This is a genomic window from Cupriavidus sp. FW305-27 (assembly GCF_058787995.1).
This window is the reverse complement of record NZ_JBYTAG010000015.1, coordinates 60,258-76,961: the sequence shown is the minus strand read 5'-3', so window position 1 is coordinate 76,961 and position 16,704 is coordinate 60,258. Positions and strand designations below refer to the sequence as shown.

The 16,704-nt window shown below is 67.6% G+C and carries 16 protein-coding genes; 4 read left to right on the top strand and 12 right to left on the bottom strand.

The features are described 5' to 3' along the window. Positions 1 to 131 precede the first annotated feature (131 nt). Entirely contained in the window at positions 132 to 986 is an 855-nt protein-coding gene (locus AC3WRI_RS09955) for an endonuclease/exonuclease/phosphatase family protein (RefSeq protein WP_058697187.1), read from the top strand. 30 nt (positions 987 to 1,016) lie between these two features. On the opposite strand, the gene AC3WRI_RS09950 is transcribed toward AC3WRI_RS09955, so the two are convergent. From AC3WRI_RS09950 to surE, 5 genes are read right to left on the bottom strand one after another with little or no spacing between them, the layout of a single operon-like run. Continuing rightward, a complete protein-coding gene (locus tag AC3WRI_RS09950; RefSeq protein ID WP_011615627.1) occupies positions 1,017 to 1,853 on the bottom strand; it encodes a 3'-5' exonuclease in 837 nt (278 codons plus the stop codon). Continuing rightward, a complete protein-coding gene (rpoS, locus tag AC3WRI_RS09945; RefSeq protein WP_011615628.1) occupies positions 1,850 to 3,028 on the bottom strand; it encodes an RNA polymerase sigma factor RpoS in 1,179 nt (392 codons plus the stop codon). Before rpoS ends, AC3WRI_RS09950 begins: the two co-directional genes overlap by 4 nt. A gap of 6 nt (positions 3,029 to 3,034) precedes the next feature. After that, complete coding sequence (locus AC3WRI_RS09940) at positions 3,035 to 3,895, bottom strand: peptidoglycan DD-metalloendopeptidase family protein (RefSeq protein WP_058697189.1); 861 nt, start codon at positions 3,893 to 3,895, stop codon at positions 3,035 to 3,037. A gap of 8 nt (positions 3,896 to 3,903) precedes the next feature. After that, a complete protein-coding gene (locus AC3WRI_RS09935; RefSeq protein ID WP_011615630.1) occupies positions 3,904 to 4,824 on the bottom strand; it encodes a protein-L-isoaspartate(D-aspartate) O-methyltransferase in 921 nt (306 codons plus the stop codon). A gap of 28 nt (positions 4,825 to 4,852) precedes the next feature. Then, on the bottom strand, positions 4,853 to 5,605 hold the full coding sequence (gene surE / locus AC3WRI_RS09930) for a 5'/3'-nucleotidase SurE (RefSeq protein WP_010814245.1): 753 nt from the start codon (positions 5,603 to 5,605) through the stop codon (positions 4,853 to 4,855). A gap of 207 nt (positions 5,606 to 5,812) precedes the next feature. Here surE and AC3WRI_RS09925 point away from each other — a divergent pair, with 207 nt between their 5' ends. Further along, entirely contained in the window at positions 5,813 to 6,787 is a 975-nt protein-coding gene (locus AC3WRI_RS09925; RefSeq protein ID WP_010814246.1) for an NADPH:quinone oxidoreductase family protein, read from the top strand. Positions 6,788 to 6,992: 205 nt separating this feature from the next. Here the strand turns inward: AC3WRI_RS09925 and AC3WRI_RS09920 are convergent, their stop codons facing one another. After that, the gene (locus tag AC3WRI_RS09920) at positions 6,993 to 8,051 is read right to left on the bottom strand and encodes a porin (RefSeq protein ID WP_492293277.1); all 1,059 of its coding nucleotides are present in this window, start codon (positions 8,049 to 8,051) and stop codon (positions 6,993 to 6,995) included. Positions 8,052 to 8,271: 220 nt separating this feature from the next. On the opposite strand from AC3WRI_RS09920, the gene AC3WRI_RS09915 reads away from it, so the two are divergent. Further along, the gene (locus AC3WRI_RS09915; RefSeq protein WP_439668040.1) at positions 8,272 to 8,946 is read left to right on the top strand and encodes a response regulator; all 675 of its coding nucleotides are present in this window, start codon (positions 8,272 to 8,274) and stop codon (positions 8,944 to 8,946) included. Further along, a complete protein-coding gene (locus AC3WRI_RS09910; protein WP_010814249.1) occupies positions 8,943 to 10,361 on the top strand; it encodes a sensor histidine kinase in 1,419 nt (472 codons plus the stop codon). Before AC3WRI_RS09915 ends, AC3WRI_RS09910 begins: the two co-directional genes overlap by 4 nt. Positions 10,362 to 10,439: 78 nt before the next feature. Here AC3WRI_RS09910 and AC3WRI_RS09905 read toward each other — a convergent pair whose 3' ends face one another. From AC3WRI_RS09905 to AC3WRI_RS09880, 6 genes are all read right to left on the bottom strand, one after another. Further along, positions 10,440 to 11,231 carry an ABC transporter permease gene (locus tag AC3WRI_RS09905; protein ID WP_010814250.1) on the bottom strand — a complete coding sequence of 264 codons (792 nt, stop codon included), beginning with the start codon at positions 11,229 to 11,231 and terminating at the stop codon, positions 10,440 to 10,442. A gap of 30 nt (positions 11,232 to 11,261) precedes the next feature. Beyond that, positions 11,262 to 12,074 carry an ABC transporter ATP-binding protein gene (locus AC3WRI_RS09900; protein WP_010814251.1) on the bottom strand — a complete coding sequence of 271 codons (813 nt, stop codon included), beginning with the start codon at positions 12,072 to 12,074 and terminating at the stop codon, positions 11,262 to 11,264. A gap of 133 nt (positions 12,075 to 12,207) precedes the next feature. After that, complete coding sequence (locus tag AC3WRI_RS09895) at positions 12,208 to 13,251, bottom strand: ABC transporter substrate-binding protein (protein ID WP_010814252.1); 1,044 nt, start codon at positions 13,249 to 13,251, stop codon at positions 12,208 to 12,210. 180 nt (positions 13,252 to 13,431) lie between these two features. Continuing rightward, positions 13,432 to 14,448, bottom strand: coding sequence for a Bug family tripartite tricarboxylate transporter substrate binding protein (locus AC3WRI_RS09890; RefSeq protein ID WP_492293275.1), 1,017 nt, complete (start codon positions 14,446 to 14,448; stop codon positions 13,432 to 13,434). A gap of 48 nt (positions 14,449 to 14,496) precedes the next feature. After that, positions 14,497 to 15,465: a hydroxymethylglutaryl-CoA lyase gene (locus AC3WRI_RS09885; protein ID WP_010814254.1), complete on the bottom strand. Its 969-nt coding sequence runs from the start codon at positions 15,463 to 15,465 to the stop codon at positions 14,497 to 14,499. After that, positions 15,462 to 16,658: a CaiB/BaiF CoA transferase family protein gene (locus tag AC3WRI_RS09880; protein WP_010814255.1), complete on the bottom strand. Its 1,197-nt coding sequence runs from the start codon at positions 16,656 to 16,658 to the stop codon at positions 15,462 to 15,464. The genes AC3WRI_RS09885 and AC3WRI_RS09880 overlap by 4 nt, the downstream gene beginning before the upstream one ends. Positions 16,659 to 16,704 lie beyond the last annotated feature (46 nt).

Here is a 16,704-nt window from a genome sequence, read left to right as displayed (position 1 = left end):
CGTTTCTTGTGGGGAGGACACGGCTTGGGACACCAGACGAAACCTGACGTATTGTTTTGTGAAAGCGGGATTGTATGCCAGACCGGGCCGGCATCGGCGGCTGCTTCCCGGCGACGTGACGGAGACGGCAAATGGAACTGATTTCCTGGAATATCCAATGGGGTCGCGGCGCCGACGGGCATGTCGACCTGGGCCGGCAGGTCGACACCTTGCGCGGCATTGCCGATGCCGACGTCATCTGCCTGCAGGAGGTCACGCGCGGCTTCGGTGAACTGCGCGGCAGCCCGGGGGAAGACCAGGTGACGGAGTTGACTGCCCTGCTGCCCGGCTACCACCTGCTCTACGCGCCTGGTGTCGACCGGCGCACCGCCACCGGAGGACGCAAGCAGTTCGGCAACCTCATCGCCACGCGCCTGCCGGTGCGCGAAGTCTTCCGCCACGCCCTGCCCTGGCCGGCGGACCCGCAGGTGGCCTCGATGCCGCGCGTGGCGCTGGAAGCCTCGGTCGAAGTCAGCACCCGGCGGCTGCGCGTGATCTGCACGCACCTGGAGTATTACTCATCACACCAGCGCGCCGCCCAGGCCGAAGCCTTGCGCACCTGGCACGCCGAAGCCTGCGACCATGCGCGCCGCCCCGGCCGCAGCGAGAAATGGCCGGGCCCGTTCACGCCGGAGCCGCGCCCGGCCGAGGCCGTCCTGTGCGGCGACTTCAATAGCAAGCCTGACGATATCGCCTACCGCCGTGTGCTCGAGCCCTTTGACGATGCCACGCCGCCCTGGCGCGATGCCTGGCTGCACACACACCCAGGCCAGCCGCATGCGCCGACCTGCGCCCTGTACGACAAGGAGCAATGGCCGGAGCCGCCGTTCGCCTGCGATTTCATGTTCGTGACCGAGAATCTCGCCGGGCGGATCCGGCGCTGCGAGGTCGATGCCGATACGGCCAACTCGGACCACCAGCCGATCCTGCTGTCGCTGGATTTGTGAATTCGTGTCGGCGGCGCGTCGCCGCCGTGCTCAGTCGAGGTCTTCGGCTTCGGGCGTGAGACGCTGCAGCCGGAATGCCTGCAGGTATTCCATCCACTGCTCGCCGGGCAGTTCGGCCAATGACTCCTGGACGAACTCCATCTCGATGTCGAACTCGCGCGGCGACATGCCGCCGCGCATCAGCTGGAAGCGGCAGTACATCAGGTAGGTGTTGACGACGTCGGTCTCGCAATAGGCGCGGATCTCGTCGAGCTGGCCGGCCTGGAACGCCTGCCAGACCTTGCTGCCGTCCATCCCCAGCTTGCCCGGGAAGCCGCACAGCTTGGCCAGGTCATCCAGCGGCGCGCTGGCGCGGGGCTGGTACATCGCCAGCAGGTCCATCAGGTCCAGGTGCCGCATGTGGTAGCGGCTGATGTAGTTGTTCCACTTGAAGTCGCGGCTGTCGTCGTCGCGGCCCTCGCCCATCTCCCAGTAGCGCGGCGCGGTGACGCCGTTGACCAGGCCGCGATAATGCAGCACCGGCAGGTCAAAGCCGCCGCCGTTCCATGAAACCAGTTGCGGGCTGTAGCGCGCGATCAGTTCATAGAACTTCTGGATCAGCGTGGCCTCGCCGTCTTCCGGCGTGCCGAGCGAGCCGACGTGGAACACCGCCGAGCCGTCGCGGTGCGTGCGGCGCAGCACGCAGGAAATCGCGGCGATGCGCTGCAGGTAGTGCGGGAGAAAATCGCTGCCGGTCTTTTCGCGGCGGGCGGCAAACGCATGCTCGGCGACTTCGGCGTCGCTCATCGCATCGGGATGGTCATGCAAACGGCGCAGGCCGGCAACATCGGGAATGGTCTCGATGTCGAATACCAGCACAGGGGTCATAGAACAGCGTCCTTCCTGACACCTTGCGAAGCGAAATGCCGCTTGAGCTTGACCAGCGCCTCCTGCTGGATCTGGCGCACGCGCTCGCGCGTGAGGCCCATTTCCTCGGCCAGCTCTTCCAGCGTGGCGGGCTCGATATGGTTGAGGCCGAAGCGGCGCTCCACCACATAGCGATGCTTTTCCGACAGGCGCGCCAGCCAGAGCTTCATCAGCCCTTCCAGCTCGCGGTGCGCCACCTCCTGGTCGGGGGCGGCGTTGTGCTCGTCGGAGAGGAAATCCAGGAGGCTCGAGCCGGGATCGAGATCGAACGGCGTATCGAGCGAGGTGGTATGTTCGTTGAGTGCCAGGACGTCCTGCACTTCGTCCGGCGTCTTGCCCAGCAGGTGGGCGATGTCTTCAAGGCTGGCGTCGCGCCCGTCGGTGCCGCCCTTCTCCAGATGGCGCTTGGCGCGCAGCACCTGGTTGAGTTCGCGGATCACGTGGACCGGCAGGCGGACCGTGCGCGCCTGGTTCATGATGGCGCGCTCGATGCTCTGGCGGATCCACCAGGTCGCGTACGTCGAGAAGCGGAAACCGCGCGACGGATCGAATTTTTCAATCGCGTGCATCAGGCCCAGGTTGCCTTCCTCGATCAGATCGAGCAGCGGCACGCCGCGATTGAGGTAGCCCTTGGCGATACTGACCACCAGCCGCAGGTTGCGCTCGATCATGACCTGGCGCGCGGCAAAGTCGCCGTCCTTGGCCAGCGTGGAGAAATGCAGCTCTTCCGGGGCCGACAGCAGCGGCTTGATGCTGATGCGGTTCAGGTAGTGCTGGACGGTGTCCGCAGCCAGCTCGGTATGCAGCACGGTGCGGAAATCATCATGCTCGGGGGCGGCACTGTCGGTGCCATTTTCCGCGCTCTCTTCTTCCTCGTCTTCCGACTCGTCCTCGTCGTCGTCGCGCACGATGCGCTCACTGTCGTCGGCAAGCAGGTCGGCCTCGCGCAGGCCCACCGAAGTGGACGTGGCGATGGGCTCGTCGGTCACGGGAATCAGTTCGGCGGCGAGATCAGGCTCGAAGCCTTCAGCATCGGCGCGCGCGTCGGGATGTGCCACACCAGCCTTCACTTCCGGCTGCTTGGGACGGCGAGCCCTGCTTACGGTTCCGGAGGAGACAGTTTTCTGGCGTGGCATGAACCCTCACTGTGGCGGCAGGTACCGCATCGGATCAACCGGTTTTCCGTTCTTGCGGACTTCGAAGTGAAGCTTTACCCGGTCGGTATCGCTGTTGCCCATCTCCGCAATCTTCTGGCCTTTTCGGACCGCGGATTGCTCAGCCACGAGCACCTTGTCGTTGTGCCCGTAAGCAGTAAGAAATGTCTCATTGTGTTTGATGATGACAAGATTCCCGTAGCCGCGCAAGGGGCCAACGTGAATCACCCGACCATCGTCCGCGGCCAGCACCGCATCGCCCTTCTTGCCCGCAATATCGATGCCTTTATTGCCCTTGTCGTCGAATTTCCCGACCGTCTGGCCGGTTGCCGGCCAGGCCAGCTTCATCGAGCCATCGGTGACCGGCGCGGCGGCCGCGGCGGGCGCGGCGGGCGTTGCCGCAGGCGCCGAAGCGGCCGCGGCCGGAGGCACCGGCGTGGCGGCCGGGCGGGCCTGGTCGATCGGCTGCGCCTGCACCGTGCCCGGCGCCACCGGCATGGTGGCCACGCCGGGCGCAGTGTTGACGTCGGCACCCGGCGGCACGATGCGCAGCAGCTGGCCGACCTCGATCTGGTTCACATTGGTCAGGTTGTTCCACGTTGCCACATCGCGATACGACTGGCCGTTCTCCAGCGCGATTCGGTAAAGGGTATCGCCTCGCTTGACCCGATAGTATCCGGGGGGTGCCGGTTCCAGCGTCGCGGCCGTGGTACCGGAAGTGGAGGTACGGTCAACCACAGGTGCCGGCATCGGCGAATTGGCGCAGGCGGCCAGCAGGGCCGTCAGCGCCGAGGCCGCAAAAAGTTGTCCGGCGCGTGCGAAATATTGCGATTTCACGATGTTGTGCATAGTTCGACTCAGATGGTGCCCGATTTTAAGGGCACAAAGAAAACGGCTTCAAGCGCGGTTCTGTGAAATCGATGGCGGTTGCGCCGCTCGATCAGCAACAGCTGCTGCGTGACGGTCTGGCCTGGCACGCCCGCCGGCGGCATCACCGCCACCGGGGCGATCAGGCGCCCACCGATGGCCAGCTGCTCCAGCAGCGCCTCGGGCACCTCCATGCCGGCCGCGGCCAGGATGATGGCCGAAAACGGCGCCGCCTGGGGCAGCCCCAGCATGCCGTCGCCGTAGTGCAGGCGCAGGTTGGGCACGCGCAGCGGCCGCAGGTTGGCCTTGGCCTGCTCGTGCAGCGGGCGGATGCGCTCGATCGAGAAGACCTCGCGCGCGACCTGGCTCAGCACCGCGGCCTGGTAGCCGCAGCCGGTGCCGATCTCGAGCACGCGCTCCAGCGGCGCGTCGGCGGCCAGGCCCTCGCGCAGCAGCTCGATCATGCGCGCCACCACCGACGGCTTGGAAATGGTCTGCTGGTGGCCGATCGGCAGCGCGGCGTCCTCATACGCCTGCGATGCCAGTCCCGGCTCGACGAACAGGTGGCGCGGCACGGTGGCAATGGCCGACAGCACGCGCTCGTCGCGGATGCCCGCGGCACGCAGCCGCGCCGCCAGCGCCGCGCGCGCGCGTGCCGAGGCCATGCCGCCGCCGCCCGCGGTGGCCGCCGAGGCGCGTTGCTCGACCGCGCTTGCAGGCACCGGCGCGGGCGCCGGTGCGGCGGTGCGCGGCAGGCGCGGCTTGGCCGGCTTGGCTGGCGCCGGTGTGGGCGCGGCCGGCCGCGGCGTGCCCACGGCAGGCAAGCCGGCGGTGCGGGCCGGTGCGGGCTTGCGCTCGACTACCGCATCGAGCGGCAGCGGAAACTTGTTGCGAGGGGGCGTGGTGCTCATCGGGGGCGCGACACTGCGGATCGGTGGCCTACTTCAACCACTGGTCGAGCGCGTCGAGCTGCCCGCGGTGCGTCAGGTCGAGCTGCAACGGCGTGAGCGAGACATAGCCCGCCGCAGCTGCATGGAAATCGGTACCCTCGCTGGCATCGCGCGCATCGCCCGCCGGACCGATCCAGTAGTTGGTGTCGCCGCGCGGATTGACCTGCGTGATCACCGGCTGCGACGGATGGCGCTTGCCCAGGCGCGTGGCACGGTAGCCCTTGATATGTTCGAACGGCAGGTTCGGGATATTGACGTTGAGCAGGAACGGCTCGGCCGGCGGCGTGCCGATGATGCGCTCCACCACGGTGCGCGCCACGCGTGCCGCGGCGTCCAGGTGCTCCCAGCCCTTGTCCACCTGCGAGAAGGCGACCGACGGAATGCCCAGCAGGTAGCCCTCGATGGCGGCGGCGACGGTGCCGGAGTACAGCACGTCTTCGCCCATGTTCTGGCCCTGGTTGATGCCGGACACCACCAGGTCGGGTTTCTCTTCCAGCAGGCCCGTCAGCGCGATATGCACGCAGTCGGTCGGTGTTCCGTTGACGAAGCGAAAACCTTTTTGCACGCCTTCGCGCGCTTCGTAGATCGACAGCGGCCGCTGCAGGGTCAGGGAGTTGGAGGCACCGCTATGGTTCTGCTCCGGCGCGATGACCGTGATCCGGCCCAGCGGCGCGAGCGCGGCATGCAAAACGGCCAGTCCCGGCGCGAGATAACCGTCGTCGTTGGCGAGAAGGATATGCATGGCGCGATTGTACCTGAGCGCGCGCGCGCAAGCGGCCCGTGCGCCGCCCTGAAAGCACGTTTCTGGCGCTGTATGCAGGCCGCAAATAACCACCTCCATAGCTTGGACATGGAACAGAACGACCGTGCTATTTCTACGCTACACTTGCCCTGCCCGCCCGCATAAGCTTGACTGGCGTGAAATGCCACCAACATCACCGGAGACAAGATGAAAGCCGTACTGTGCAAAGCCTGGGGCCCGCCCGATTCGCTGACCATCGAAACCCTGCCTGACCTGGTGCCGGCCAAGGGCGAAGTGGTCATCGACGTCAAGGCGGCCGCCGTCAACTTCCCGGATGTGCTCATCATCCAGAACAAATACCAGGCCAAGCCTGCCCTGCCGTTCAGCCCGGGCTCGGAGCTGGCCGGCGTGGTCAATGCGGTCGGCGAAGGCGTCACCCACGTCAAGCCCGGCGACAAGGTGATCGCCTACCTGGGCAACGGCGCGTTCGCCAGCCAGGCCAAGGCGCCTGCGGCGTCGGTGGTGCCGATGCCGCCCGGCATCGACTTCGAGACCGCGGCGGCGTTCACGCTGACCTACGGCACCTCACACCACGCGGTCATCGACCGGGGCGAGCTGAAGGCCGGCCAGACCATGCTGGTGCTGGGCGCGGCCGGCGGCGTGGGCCTGGCGGCGATCGAGATCGGCAAGGCCATCGGCGCGCGCGTGATCGCCGCCGCCTCGACCGACGAGAAGCTGGCGGTGTGCAAGGAGCACGGCGCCGACGCGCTGATCAACTACAGCACCGAGGACCTGCGCGAACGCATCAAGGCGCTGACCGACGGCAAGGGTCCGGACGTGATCTATGACCCGGTGGGCGGCATCTATGCCGAACCGGCCTTCCGTTCGATCGGCTGGCGCGGCCGCTACCTGGTAGTGGGTTTTGCCAACGGCGAGATCCCCAAGCTGCCGCTGAACCTGGCGCTGCTCAAGGGCGCCTCGCTGGTGGGCGTGTTCTGGGGCGACTTCGTGCGGCGCGAGCCCAAGGCCAACCAGGCCAATATGGCGCAGATGCTGGGCTGGATGAAGGAAGGCAAGATCCGCCCGCATATCTCGGCGCGCTATCCGCTGGAGCAGGCTCCGCAGGCGCTCAAGGACATGGAAGCGCGCAAGGTCACCGGCAAGATCGTGATCGTGCCCTGAGCGGCACGCAGGCCGGCGGCGCGCCCTGCCCGCCGGTAAAAGAAGGGCGCAAGGCGTGCGGCTACGCCCTGCGCCCGGCTGAGGCAACGCGCCTCAAGCTGCCAGCCGCCCTCGATGGCGCACACCCATGCGCCAGGCGGCCGGCAGTTCCCAACAGGCCGATGAGGCCATTCCGGCCATTCAGGCCATTCAGGCCGCCCCTTCCTCAGAAGCGGTGCTGCAGGCCGGCCATGACGCCGGTCTGGTTGTTGGCGAAGCCGACCAGGTCGCGCGAGACGCTGACGTTCTGCCCGTTGCGCGCATCGGCATAGCCCACTGACAGGTAGGCCAGCGTGCGCTTGGACAGCGCGTACTGGCCGCGCAGCGAGAACAGGATCGGGTCGGCGTTGTTGCCGCCCTTGATGTTCTGCTTGTAGACCGCGCCGTACAGCGTGAAGGCCGGCGTGAAGTCATAGCTGGCGCCGCCCCAGTACATGTCGCTGCGGTCCGTCGCCGCGCCGGTGGTGAAGGTGCGCTTGTAGTTGCGGTAGCCGGCAAACAGCTTCAGGTCGCCGAAGTCATAGCTGGCGCCGGCATGGATGCCCTGGATGTAGTCGGTGCTGTCGGCCGGCGTGGTGCTGCGGCCGGCGCCGTTCTGGCGGTCCCAGGTGGCGGCCGCGGCAAACTTGCCGGCGCTGTAGCCCACCCCCAGCGCGTACTTGGACGAGCTCTTGAAGTCCCCCGCCACCTCGCCCATGGCCACGGTGGCGCCCAGCTTCAGGCCGCCGAAGCTGCCGTCATAGCGGACCGCGTTCGAGGCGCGCGAGAACAGGCCGTCCTTGCGGCCGCCGGTGGCGGTCGACGAAGTAGCCCACGAATAGGCCGGCGCGTAGCCCATCGGGTCGAACGGCAGCATGAAGTCGTAGGTCGTGGTAAAGGTGCGGCCCAGCACCACCTGGCCGTAGCGGCTTGCCAGGCCCACCGTGGCACGGCGATCGAACAGCGTGTTGTCGGTGTCCAGCCTGCCGGTGTCGATGGCGATGCCGCTTTCCAGGGCGAAGATCGCCTTCAGGCCGCCGCCCAGGTCTTCGCTGCCGCGGATGCCCCAGCGCGAGGTGTTCTTGCCGCCCGAGGTCAGCTTGACCGCCGAGCCGTCCGGACCCGCGTGGCTGACATATTCGATGCCGGCGTCCACCAGGCCATACATGGTCACGCTCGATTGGGCGGATGCCGATCCGGCCGCAGCCAGACCCATCGCTGCGAATGCCATTGCCCTACGCTTCATGCTATCTCCTTGCTTGTGCTTGTTGTGTGAATCATTAGCCGGCCGGATGGTAGGGGACGCGCACTTTCAGTTCGCTTTCGGAATGCAGGCTTTTCGCGGGCACGGCGCCGCTGCGGGATTGGGGGTTTCCCTAGCTTCTAAGCCGGCGCACTTCCCTGTATCTGTCTGGCCTCGGCCGTTCCGGCCGGATTTCCGTATTGCCGCCTGACTGCCCTGCCCCATGCGTATCCTGCTTGCCGAAGACAATGTGATGCTGGCCAATTCCCTGAGCCAGGCCCTGGGCCAGGCCGGCTTCACGGTCGACTGCATGCACGACGGCCGCAGCGCCGACAACCTGCTCAGCACGCAGGACTACGCGCTGCTGATCCTGGACCTGGGCCTGCCCGGACTGGACGGCCTGGAAGTGCTGCGCCGCCTGCGCAAGCGCCGCAACCCGCTGCCGGTGCTGATCCTGACCGCGCACGGCTCGGTCGAAGACCGCGTCCGCGGCCTGGACCTGGGCGCCGACGACTACCTGGCCAAGCCCTTCGACCTGTCCGAACTGGAAGCGCGCGCCCGCGCGCTGATCCGCCGTGCCCACGGGCATGAGAGCACGCAGATCGCCTGCGGCCCGCTGCACTACGACAGCGTCAGCCGTGCCGTCCTGCTGCACGGCGAGCTGCTGCCGCTGACCGGGCGCGAACGCGCCGTGCTCGAGGTGCTGCTGCTGCGCGATGGGCGCGCGGTGAACAAGGCGGCGCTGTCGGAGAAGATCTTCGGCATCGACGAATCGGTCAACCCGGATGCGATCGAGATCTACGTGCACCGGCTGCGCAAGAAGCTCGACGGCAGCGGCGTGGCCATCGTCACGCTGCGCGGGCTGGGCTATCTGCTCGAAGCGCGGCCGGCGGCATGAGGCTTCCACGACAGGCGCCCAGCCTGCGCCTGCAGCTGTCGCTATGGCTGCTGCTGCCGCTGATGGCCCTGCTCGCCTTCGATGCGTGGCTGACCTATGAGCGCGCCATGTCTGCCGCGCATATCGCCTTCGACCGCACGCTGGAGGCGTCGCTGCGCGCAATGCGCGAAGGCATCCGCCTGCGCGAGGGGCGGCTCCAGGTCGACGTGCCAAACCTCGCGCTGGAACTCTTCGACGACCAGGCCGGCCCGCGCATCTTCTACCGCATCCGCGACGAGGACGGCGCAACCGTGACCGGCTACGACGACCTGCCGATGCCGGCCGAGGCGCCGCTGCGGCTGTACCGCACCGAGTTCTACGACACTGTCTTCCGCGAGCACCCGCTGCGCATGGCGGCCCAGGCGCTGCCGGTGCACGACGTGGGCTCGGCACGCACGCGCCTGGTGTGGGTGCTGGTGGGCGAAACCATCGAGCCGCGCCAGCTGCTGGCGCGCGACATCCTGATCGGCTCGCTGCTGCAGGAGCTGATGCTGGTGACGCTGGCGCTGGGCATCGTCTGGCTCGGCGTGCGGCGCGGGCTGCGGCCGCTGAACCGGCTCTCCGACACGGTGGCGCGACGCGGCACGCAGCTCGACCCGATCGAGCAGAAGGACCTGCCCGCCGAGATGAAGCCGCTGGTGCAGGCGCTGAACCAGTACATGGACCGGCTCCACGGCATGGTGCAGGCGCGCAAGCGCTTCTTTGCCGATGCTGCGCACCAGCTCAAGACGCCGCTGGCGATCATCCAGGCGCAGTCCGAGCTGGCGCTGCGCGAGCGCGACGCTGAACGCGTGCGCGAGCATATGCGGCTGCTGCACGGCACCGTGCGCCATGCCTCCAAGGGGGTACAGCAGCTGCTGTCGCTGTCGCGGCTGGAGCCTGATGCGGGCTATATGCCCACGCTCGGGCCGCTGCGGCTCGATGCGCTGGCGCAAGGCGTGGCACTGGACTGGGCGCCGGTGGCGCGTGGCAGCGAGGTCGACCTGGGCTTCGAGCAGGAAGGGTCGGTGGAGGTCGCCGGGCAGGCGGAGCTGCTGCAGGAGCTGACGGGCAATCTGATCGACAACGCGATCCGCTATGCGGGGCGCGGTGCGGTGGTCACGGTGCGCGTGGCGCTGCACGGCGGCGTGCCGCGGCTGCAGGTGATCGACAACGGCCCCGGCATTGCTCCGGCAGAGCGCGATGCGGTGTTCCGGCGCTTCTATCGCGGCGAGAGCGGACAGTCCGTGGAAGGGACCGGGCTGGGGCTGTCGATCGTGCGCGAGATCGCGCGGCTGCATGGTGCAGCGGTGGAGCTTGCGGATACGCCCGGAGGCGGGCTAACGGTGTCTGTAAACTTCAGCGCTGCCGGCCACAAACCCGAGACTTGCTCTTGACCGCTTGGGCGCCCCCTCTCCCGCAAGCGGGAGAGGGGGCAAACCGCCGGCCAGCAACGCTTACCGGCAAGTCCTGCATCAAAGCTTCTCCGTCTCCCCGCTCTTCGGCTGCCACTTCATCAGCCGCTTCTCACCCATGCCGACCATCCAGTCCAGCACCAGCGCAAACGCCGTCAGCACCACGATGCCGGCAAACACGGTATTGATGTCGAAGGTGCCTTCGGCCTGCAGGATCAGGTAGCCCACGCCGCGCGCCGAGCCCAGGTATTCGCCCACCACCGCGCCCACGAAGGCCAGGCCCACCGAGGTATGCAGCGACGAGAACACCCAGCTGGTGGCGCTGGGCAGGTAGACATGGCGCAGCAGCTGCTTCTGGTTGGCGCCCAGCATGCGCGCGTTGGCCAGCACCACCGGGCTCACTTCCTTGACGCCCTGGTAGACGTTGAAGAAGACGATGAAGAACACCAGCGTCACCGCCAGCGCCACCTTCGACCAGATGCCCAGGCCGAACCAGACCGCGAAGATCGGTGCCAGGATCACGCGCGGCATCGAGTTCATGGCCTTGACGTAGGGGTCGAGGATGGCCGAGGTCATCGGGCTCAGCGCCAGCCACAGGCCCACGCCCAGCCCCGCCACCGTGCCGATGCCGAAGGCCAGCACGGTTTCGATCAGCGTCACGCCCAGGTGCAGGTAGATATCGCGCTCGACGATAAACCAGCTCCAGATGCGCTGCGCCACCATCAGCGGTTCGCCGAAGAAAAAGGCAACCTGCTGCGAGCGCGTGGCCATATGCCACACGCCGAGGATCACCACCAGGACGAGCAGCTGCCAGACGCGCAACATGCCCTTGGAATCAGTACGGAATGCCATCGGGATTCAGGTCTTGTTAGGTTGGAGGGCTCACGCCACCTTGCGCTGCTGGGCGTAGCCCTTGAGCACTTCCTCGCGCAGCACGTCCCAGATCGCGGCGTGCAGCTCGACAAAACGCGGATGGTTGCGGATCTCGGCCACGTCGCGCGGGCGCGGCAGGTCGATCTCGAACTCGCCGATCGGGTGTGTGCCGGGGCCGGCCGACAGCACCACCACACGGTCGCTCATGGCAATGGCCTCGTCCAGGTCGTGGGTGATGAAGAGCACGGCCTTGCGCTTGGCGGCCCACAGCTCCAGCACCTCGTTCTCCATCAGCTGGCGGGTCTGGATATCCAGCGCCGAGAACGGTTCGTCCATCAGGATGATGTCCGGGTCCAGCACCAGCGTCTGCGCCAGCGCAACACGCTTGCGCATGCCGCCCGAGAGCTGGTGCGGATAGCGGTCGCCAAAGCCGCCCAGGCCCACGCGGCGCAGCCATTCCTCGCCCTGCTGCACGGCCTCGGCGCGCGCCACGCCGCGGAACTCCAGGCCGGCGACGACGTTGTCCAGCGCGCTGCGCCAGGGCATCAGCGCCTCGGTCTGGAACATATAGCCGGCGCGGCGGTTGATGCCGCGCAGGGGCTCGCCGAACACGCGAATCTCGCCGCTGGAGGGTTCCAGCAGGCCGGCGCCGACGTTGAGCAGCGTGGATTTGCCGCAGCCGGTGGGGCCGACCACGGAGACGAATTCGCCGGGCTGGATCGACAGCGTGACGTCCTGGACCGCGGTATAGCGCTGGCTGCGGTCATCGCGCGAGACAAAAGTGCAGGTGACCTTGTCGAGGGAAAGTGCGGGAGTGCTCATGGTGAACCGTCTCGGTCCCGCCGTGGCGGCGCCGGGGGGCGCGGCGCGGGCGGGTGATGATGGATTGGCCGTCAAGGATTCAAAGCAAAGGCCCGCTGCGGACAGCGGGCCGATGGCATCGACGGCGAGGGTCTTACTTGTACTTGGCGTTGGCCTTCTGCACGAAGGCGTTGGTGTAGGTCTCTTCCAGCTTGACCGGCTTGCCCTTGAGCTCGGCGTCGAACTGGCTCAGCGCGTTGAACGCGGTGCGCGGGCCGTCGGCCGGCATGGTGCCGTCCGGCGAGATCGCTTCCTTGACCTTTTCCCACGCGGCCAGGTACAGCGCGCGGTCACCCAGCAGGTAGCTTTCCGGCACAGTCTTGACGATGTCCGACGGGCCCGCCTTCTGCAGCCACTTGAGCGCGCGCACCATGGCATTGGTCAGCGCCTGCGTGGTGTTGGGGTTCTGCTGGATAAACGCCTGCGACGCATACAGGCAGCCCGACGGCATGTTGCCGCCGAACACGGCCTGGGTGTCCTTGAGCGTGCGGGTGTCCGAGGCGATGCGCACTTCGTTCTTCTGCGTCAGCATCGAGATCACCGGGTCCAGGTTGGCCATCGCATCGATCTGGCCCGAGCGCATCGCTGCCACCGCACCGGCGCTGGCGCCCACGCCGATGAACGACACGTCCGAAGGCTTCAGCCCGGACTTGGCCAGCACGAAGTTGGCCATCATGTTGGTCGACGAACCCGGCGCGGTCACGCCGATCTTCTTGCCCTTCAGGTCGGCGATCGACTTGAAGTTGGGCATGGTCTTGTTCGACACCACCAGCACGATCTGCGGGGCGCGGCCCTGCAGCACGAATTCCTGGTAGCGCTGGCCCTTGGCCTGCAGGTTGATGGTGTGCTCGTAGGCGCCCGAGACCACGTCGGCGCTGCCGCCCACCACGGCCTGCAGCGCCTTGGCACCGCCGGCGAAGTCGACGATCTCGACGTCCAGCCCTTCTTCCTTGAAGTAGCCGAGGCGCTCGGCAATGGTCAGCGGCAGGTAATAGAACAGGTTCTTGCCGCCCACCGCGATGGTGACCTTGGTCTTCTCGGGCTTGCCCTGTGCCTGCGCCTGGCCGAAGGTGAACCAGCCGGCCAGGAACAGCGCCAGCGCGATCAGGAATTGCTTCCAGAATTTCTTGTTATACATGCGAGATCTCCTACCCGTGTGGACTGGCGCTGCGGCGACATGCGCTCGAAGGGGGCGCGCCGCGGTGCGGCAAATTGCGATGCTACCGGACGGTGCGATGCACCGCATCGGTATCAACACCTAGCAAACCCGCCAGCATAACGCCCTTACCTTTCGATCACCTTGCCGCAGCCCGCGCCATCATTCCGCGTGGATGTCGGCGGACTTGATCACCTTGCCCCAGCGCGCGAGTTCCGCCTTCTGGTACTGACCCAGCTGCTGCGGGTTCATGTACTTGGCCTCGGCGCCCAGGTCCTCGGCCTTCTTGCGGAAGGCTTCGGTGCGCATGATCTTGTCGATTTCGCCAGTCAGCTTGTCGATCACCGGCTTGGGCGTGCCTGCCGGTGCGTACATCGCGAACCACGACGACACGTCCAGGTCGGGGTAGCCGGCCTCGGGCGCCGACGGCACGTCCTTCAGGCTGGGCAGGCGGGTCTTGCTGGTCACCACCAGCGGACGCAGCTTGCCGGCGGCGATATGGGCCATCAGCGGCGGCGGCGTGGTGATGGTCAGGTCCACCGAGCCGCCCAGCAGGTCGGTCATGGCCGGACCGGTACCCTTGTAGGGCACGTGCGTGATTTTCGTGCCGGCCATCTGGTTCAGCAGCTCGGTCGAGACGTGCTGCAGCGAGCCGTTGCCCGACGAGGCGTAGTTGAGCTTGTCCGGATTGGCCTTGGCGTAGGCCACCAGTTCCTTCAGCGACTTGACCGGCAGGCTCGGGCGCACCACCAGCACCTGCGGCGCCGACAGGATGTTGGCCACCGGCGCAAAGTCCTTGACCGGGTCCCACGACAGGTTCTTGACCAGCAGCGGCGTGATCACGTGGAAGCCCGAGTACTGCAGCATCAGCGTGTAGCCGTCCGGCTTGGCCCGCGCCACCAGTTGCGCGGCGATGCTGCCGTTGCCGCCGGGACGGTTGTCCACCACCACCGGCTGGCCGAGCGCCTTGGACAGCGGTTCCGCAATCATGCGCGCCGCGATGTCGGTGGTGCCACCGGCCGCGGCCGATACCACCAGCGTCACCGGACGGGCGGGATAGGTACCGTCCTGCGCCAGGGCGACGGGCGCGAACCATGCCGCACCGAGTGCCGCCAGCGTGGCGGCTACGGCCTTGCGCCGTGCGAGCATGGCGGACTTGCGTTGAAGGGCTTGCTTCATGAGGGTCTCCGTTATCTGTTGGATGTGTTGTTCTTGTCTGGGTGCCGGCTATGCCTGCCCGGCGAAATGCTCCGCCATCCAGGCCGGCGGCTGGTGCGTGCGCAGGCGCGGGCCGGCGCTCAGCAGCTGGCTGTGGAGGTCGCGCCCGACCAGCGCCGGCATGCCGGCCACCACCTCGAGCAGCGCGCCCAGGTCGACGCCGGTCTTGACGCCCATGCAGTCGAACATGTGGACCAGGTCTTCGGTGCTGACGTTGCCACTGGCACCGGGGGCGTAAGGGCAGCCACCCAGGCCGCCGGCGGCCGCGTCGAAGCGCGTCACGCCGGTCTGCCAGGCAGCCAGGGCATTGGCCAGGCCCATGCCGCGGGTGTTGTGCAGGTGGATGGTCAGGCCGGTATCGGGCAGCGCGGCCTGGAAGGCCTCGCACAGCGCCGCGACCTGGTCCGGATAGGCCATGCCGGTGGTGTCGCACAGCGTGATGCCGTCCGCGCCGGCCTCGGCGAAGCGGGTGGCCAGTGCCATCACCGCGGCGCTGTCGACCTCGCCCTCGAAGGGACAGCCGAACACGGTCGACAGCGAAATATTGACCGGCACTCCGGCGCCGCGCGCCGCCTCGATCATCGCCAGCAATTGCGCTTGCGACTGCTCGCGCGTCATGCGCAGGTTGGCGCGGTTGTGGGTCTCGCTGGCCGACATCACCAGGTTGACCTCGTCCGGCCGGCACGACAGCGCACGCTCCAGCCCGCGCAGATTGGGCACCAGCGCGGTGTAGCGAACGCCCGGGTGGCGCCGCATGCGGTGCATCAGTGCCTCGGCGTCGGCCAGCGCCGGGATGGCGCGGGCCGAGGTGAACGAGGTGGCTTCGATGCGGGCAAAGCCGCAGGCCGACAGCGCGTCGAGAAAGGCGACCTTGGCATCGGTCGGCACCACCACCGGCTCGATCTGCAGGCCGTCGCGCGGCGCGACTTCGTTGATCTCGACGCGGGCGGGACCGCTCAGTTTGGTGGCGGCGCTCATGCGATCACCTTGCGCGCACGCAGGTCGGCGATGGCGGCGTCGTCGAAGCCTGCCTGCTTCAGCACCGTATCGGTATGCTCGCCGAGCGTCGGCGCGCGGTCATGGATCTCGCCGGGGCTGGCCGACAGCTTGGGCACCACGCCCGGCACTTCCACCGTGAGTCCGCCGGCCGAGGTCACCGACTCGATCACGCCGCGGGCGCGGTAGTGCGGGTCTTCGGCAATGTCCTTGACGGTATAGATGCGGCCCGACGGCACCTGCGCGTCGCGCAGCAGGGCCAGCGCCGAGTCCACCGTCTGCGTGCGGGTCCAGTCGGCGATGGCGGCATCGATCTCGTCGACGCGCTTCACGCGGCCATCGTTCTGCGCCAGCGACGGATCGTCGGCCAGGTCGGGCCGGCCGATGGCCAGCATCATGCGCTTGAAGATGGCGTCGCCATTGGCCGCCACCAGCACGTATTCGCCGCTGGCACAGGGGTACGCGTTGGACGGCGCGATCCCCGGCAGCGCGCCGCCGGCGGGCTGCCGCACCGCGCCAAAAGCCGAGTATTCCGGCAGCAGACTTTCGCTCAGGTTGAACAGCGACTCGTACAGCGCCACGTCGATGACCTGGCCTTCGCCGCCGCGCGCGTCGCGCTGGTACAGCGCCAGCAGCACGCCCATGGCGCCGTGCAGGCCGGCGATGGTGTCGCCCAGCGACAGGCCGGCGCGCACCGGCGCGCGGCCGGGCTCGCCGGTCAGGTGGCGCAGGCCGGCCATGGCTTCGGCCACCGCGGCAAAGCCGGGCTCATCCTTCTTCGGCCCGGTCTGGCCATAGCCCGACACGCGCAGCATGATCAGGCGCGGGTTGTCGGCATGCAGCACGTCCCAGCCCAGGCCCCACTTCTCCATGGTGCCGGGGCGGAAGTTCTCGATCAGCACGTCGGCCTCGGCGGCCAGCTTGCGCACCAGTGCCTGGCCTTCCGGCTGGCGCAGGTCGATGCAGATCGACTCCTTGTTGCGCGACTGCGCCTCCCACCAGACCGAGGTGCCTTCATGCAGCATGCGCCATTTGCGCAGCGGGTCGCCCTGCCCCGGCGGCTCCACCTTGATGATGTGGGCGCCAAAGTCGGCCAGGGTCTTGGCGGCAAAGGGGCCGGCGATGAGTTGTCCGAGTTCGAGGACGCGAATGCCCTCGAGGATCTGTTGCGCCATGGGGTGTCTCCGTGCGATGCGGTGTCTTGTTGCAGTGCGGCAAGCC

Coding starts and splice junctions, on each gene's coding strand:
- AC3WRI_RS09955 (WP_058697187.1), top strand. CDS start 132: ATGGAACTGATTTCCTGGAATATCCAATGGGGTCGCGGCGCCGACGGG.
- AC3WRI_RS09950 (WP_011615627.1), bottom strand. CDS start 1,853: ATGACCCCTGTGCTGGTATTCGACATCGAGACCATTCCCGATGTTGCC.
- rpoS (WP_011615628.1), bottom strand. CDS start 3,028: ATGCCACGCCAGAAAACTGTCTCCTCCGGAACCGTAAGCAGGGCTCGC.
- AC3WRI_RS09940 (WP_058697189.1), bottom strand. CDS start 3,895: ATGCACAACATCGTGAAATCGCAATATTTCGCACGCGCCGGACAACTT.
- AC3WRI_RS09935 (WP_011615630.1), bottom strand. CDS start 4,824: ATGAGCACCACGCCCCCTCGCAACAAGTTTCCGCTGCCGCTCGATGCG.
- surE (WP_010814245.1), bottom strand. CDS start 5,605: ATGCATATCCTTCTCGCCAACGACGACGGTTATCTCGCGCCGGGACTG.
- AC3WRI_RS09925 (WP_010814246.1), top strand. CDS start 5,813: ATGAAAGCCGTACTGTGCAAAGCCTGGGGCCCGCCCGATTCGCTGACC.
- AC3WRI_RS09920 (WP_492293277.1), bottom strand. CDS start 8,051: ATGAAGCGTAGGGCAATGGCATTCGCAGCGATGGGTCTGGCTGCGGCC.
- AC3WRI_RS09915 (WP_439668040.1), top strand. CDS start 8,272: ATGCGTATCCTGCTTGCCGAAGACAATGTGATGCTGGCCAATTCCCTG.
- AC3WRI_RS09910 (WP_010814249.1), top strand. CDS start 8,943: ATGAGGCTTCCACGACAGGCGCCCAGCCTGCGCCTGCAGCTGTCGCTA.
- AC3WRI_RS09905 (WP_010814250.1), bottom strand. CDS start 11,231: ATGGCATTCCGTACTGATTCCAAGGGCATGTTGCGCGTCTGGCAGCTG.
- AC3WRI_RS09900 (WP_010814251.1), bottom strand. CDS start 12,074: ATGAGCACTCCCGCACTTTCCCTCGACAAGGTCACCTGCACTTTTGTC.
- AC3WRI_RS09895 (WP_010814252.1), bottom strand. CDS start 13,251: ATGTATAACAAGAAATTCTGGAAGCAATTCCTGATCGCGCTGGCGCTG.
- AC3WRI_RS09890 (WP_492293275.1), bottom strand. CDS start 14,448: ATGAAGCAAGCCCTTCAACGCAAGTCCGCCATGCTCGCACGGCGCAAG.
- AC3WRI_RS09885 (WP_010814254.1), bottom strand. CDS start 15,465: ATGAGCGCCGCCACCAAACTGAGCGGTCCCGCCCGCGTCGAGATCAAC.
- AC3WRI_RS09880 (WP_010814255.1), bottom strand. CDS start 16,658: ATGGCGCAACAGATCCTCGAGGGCATTCGCGTCCTCGAACTCGGACAA.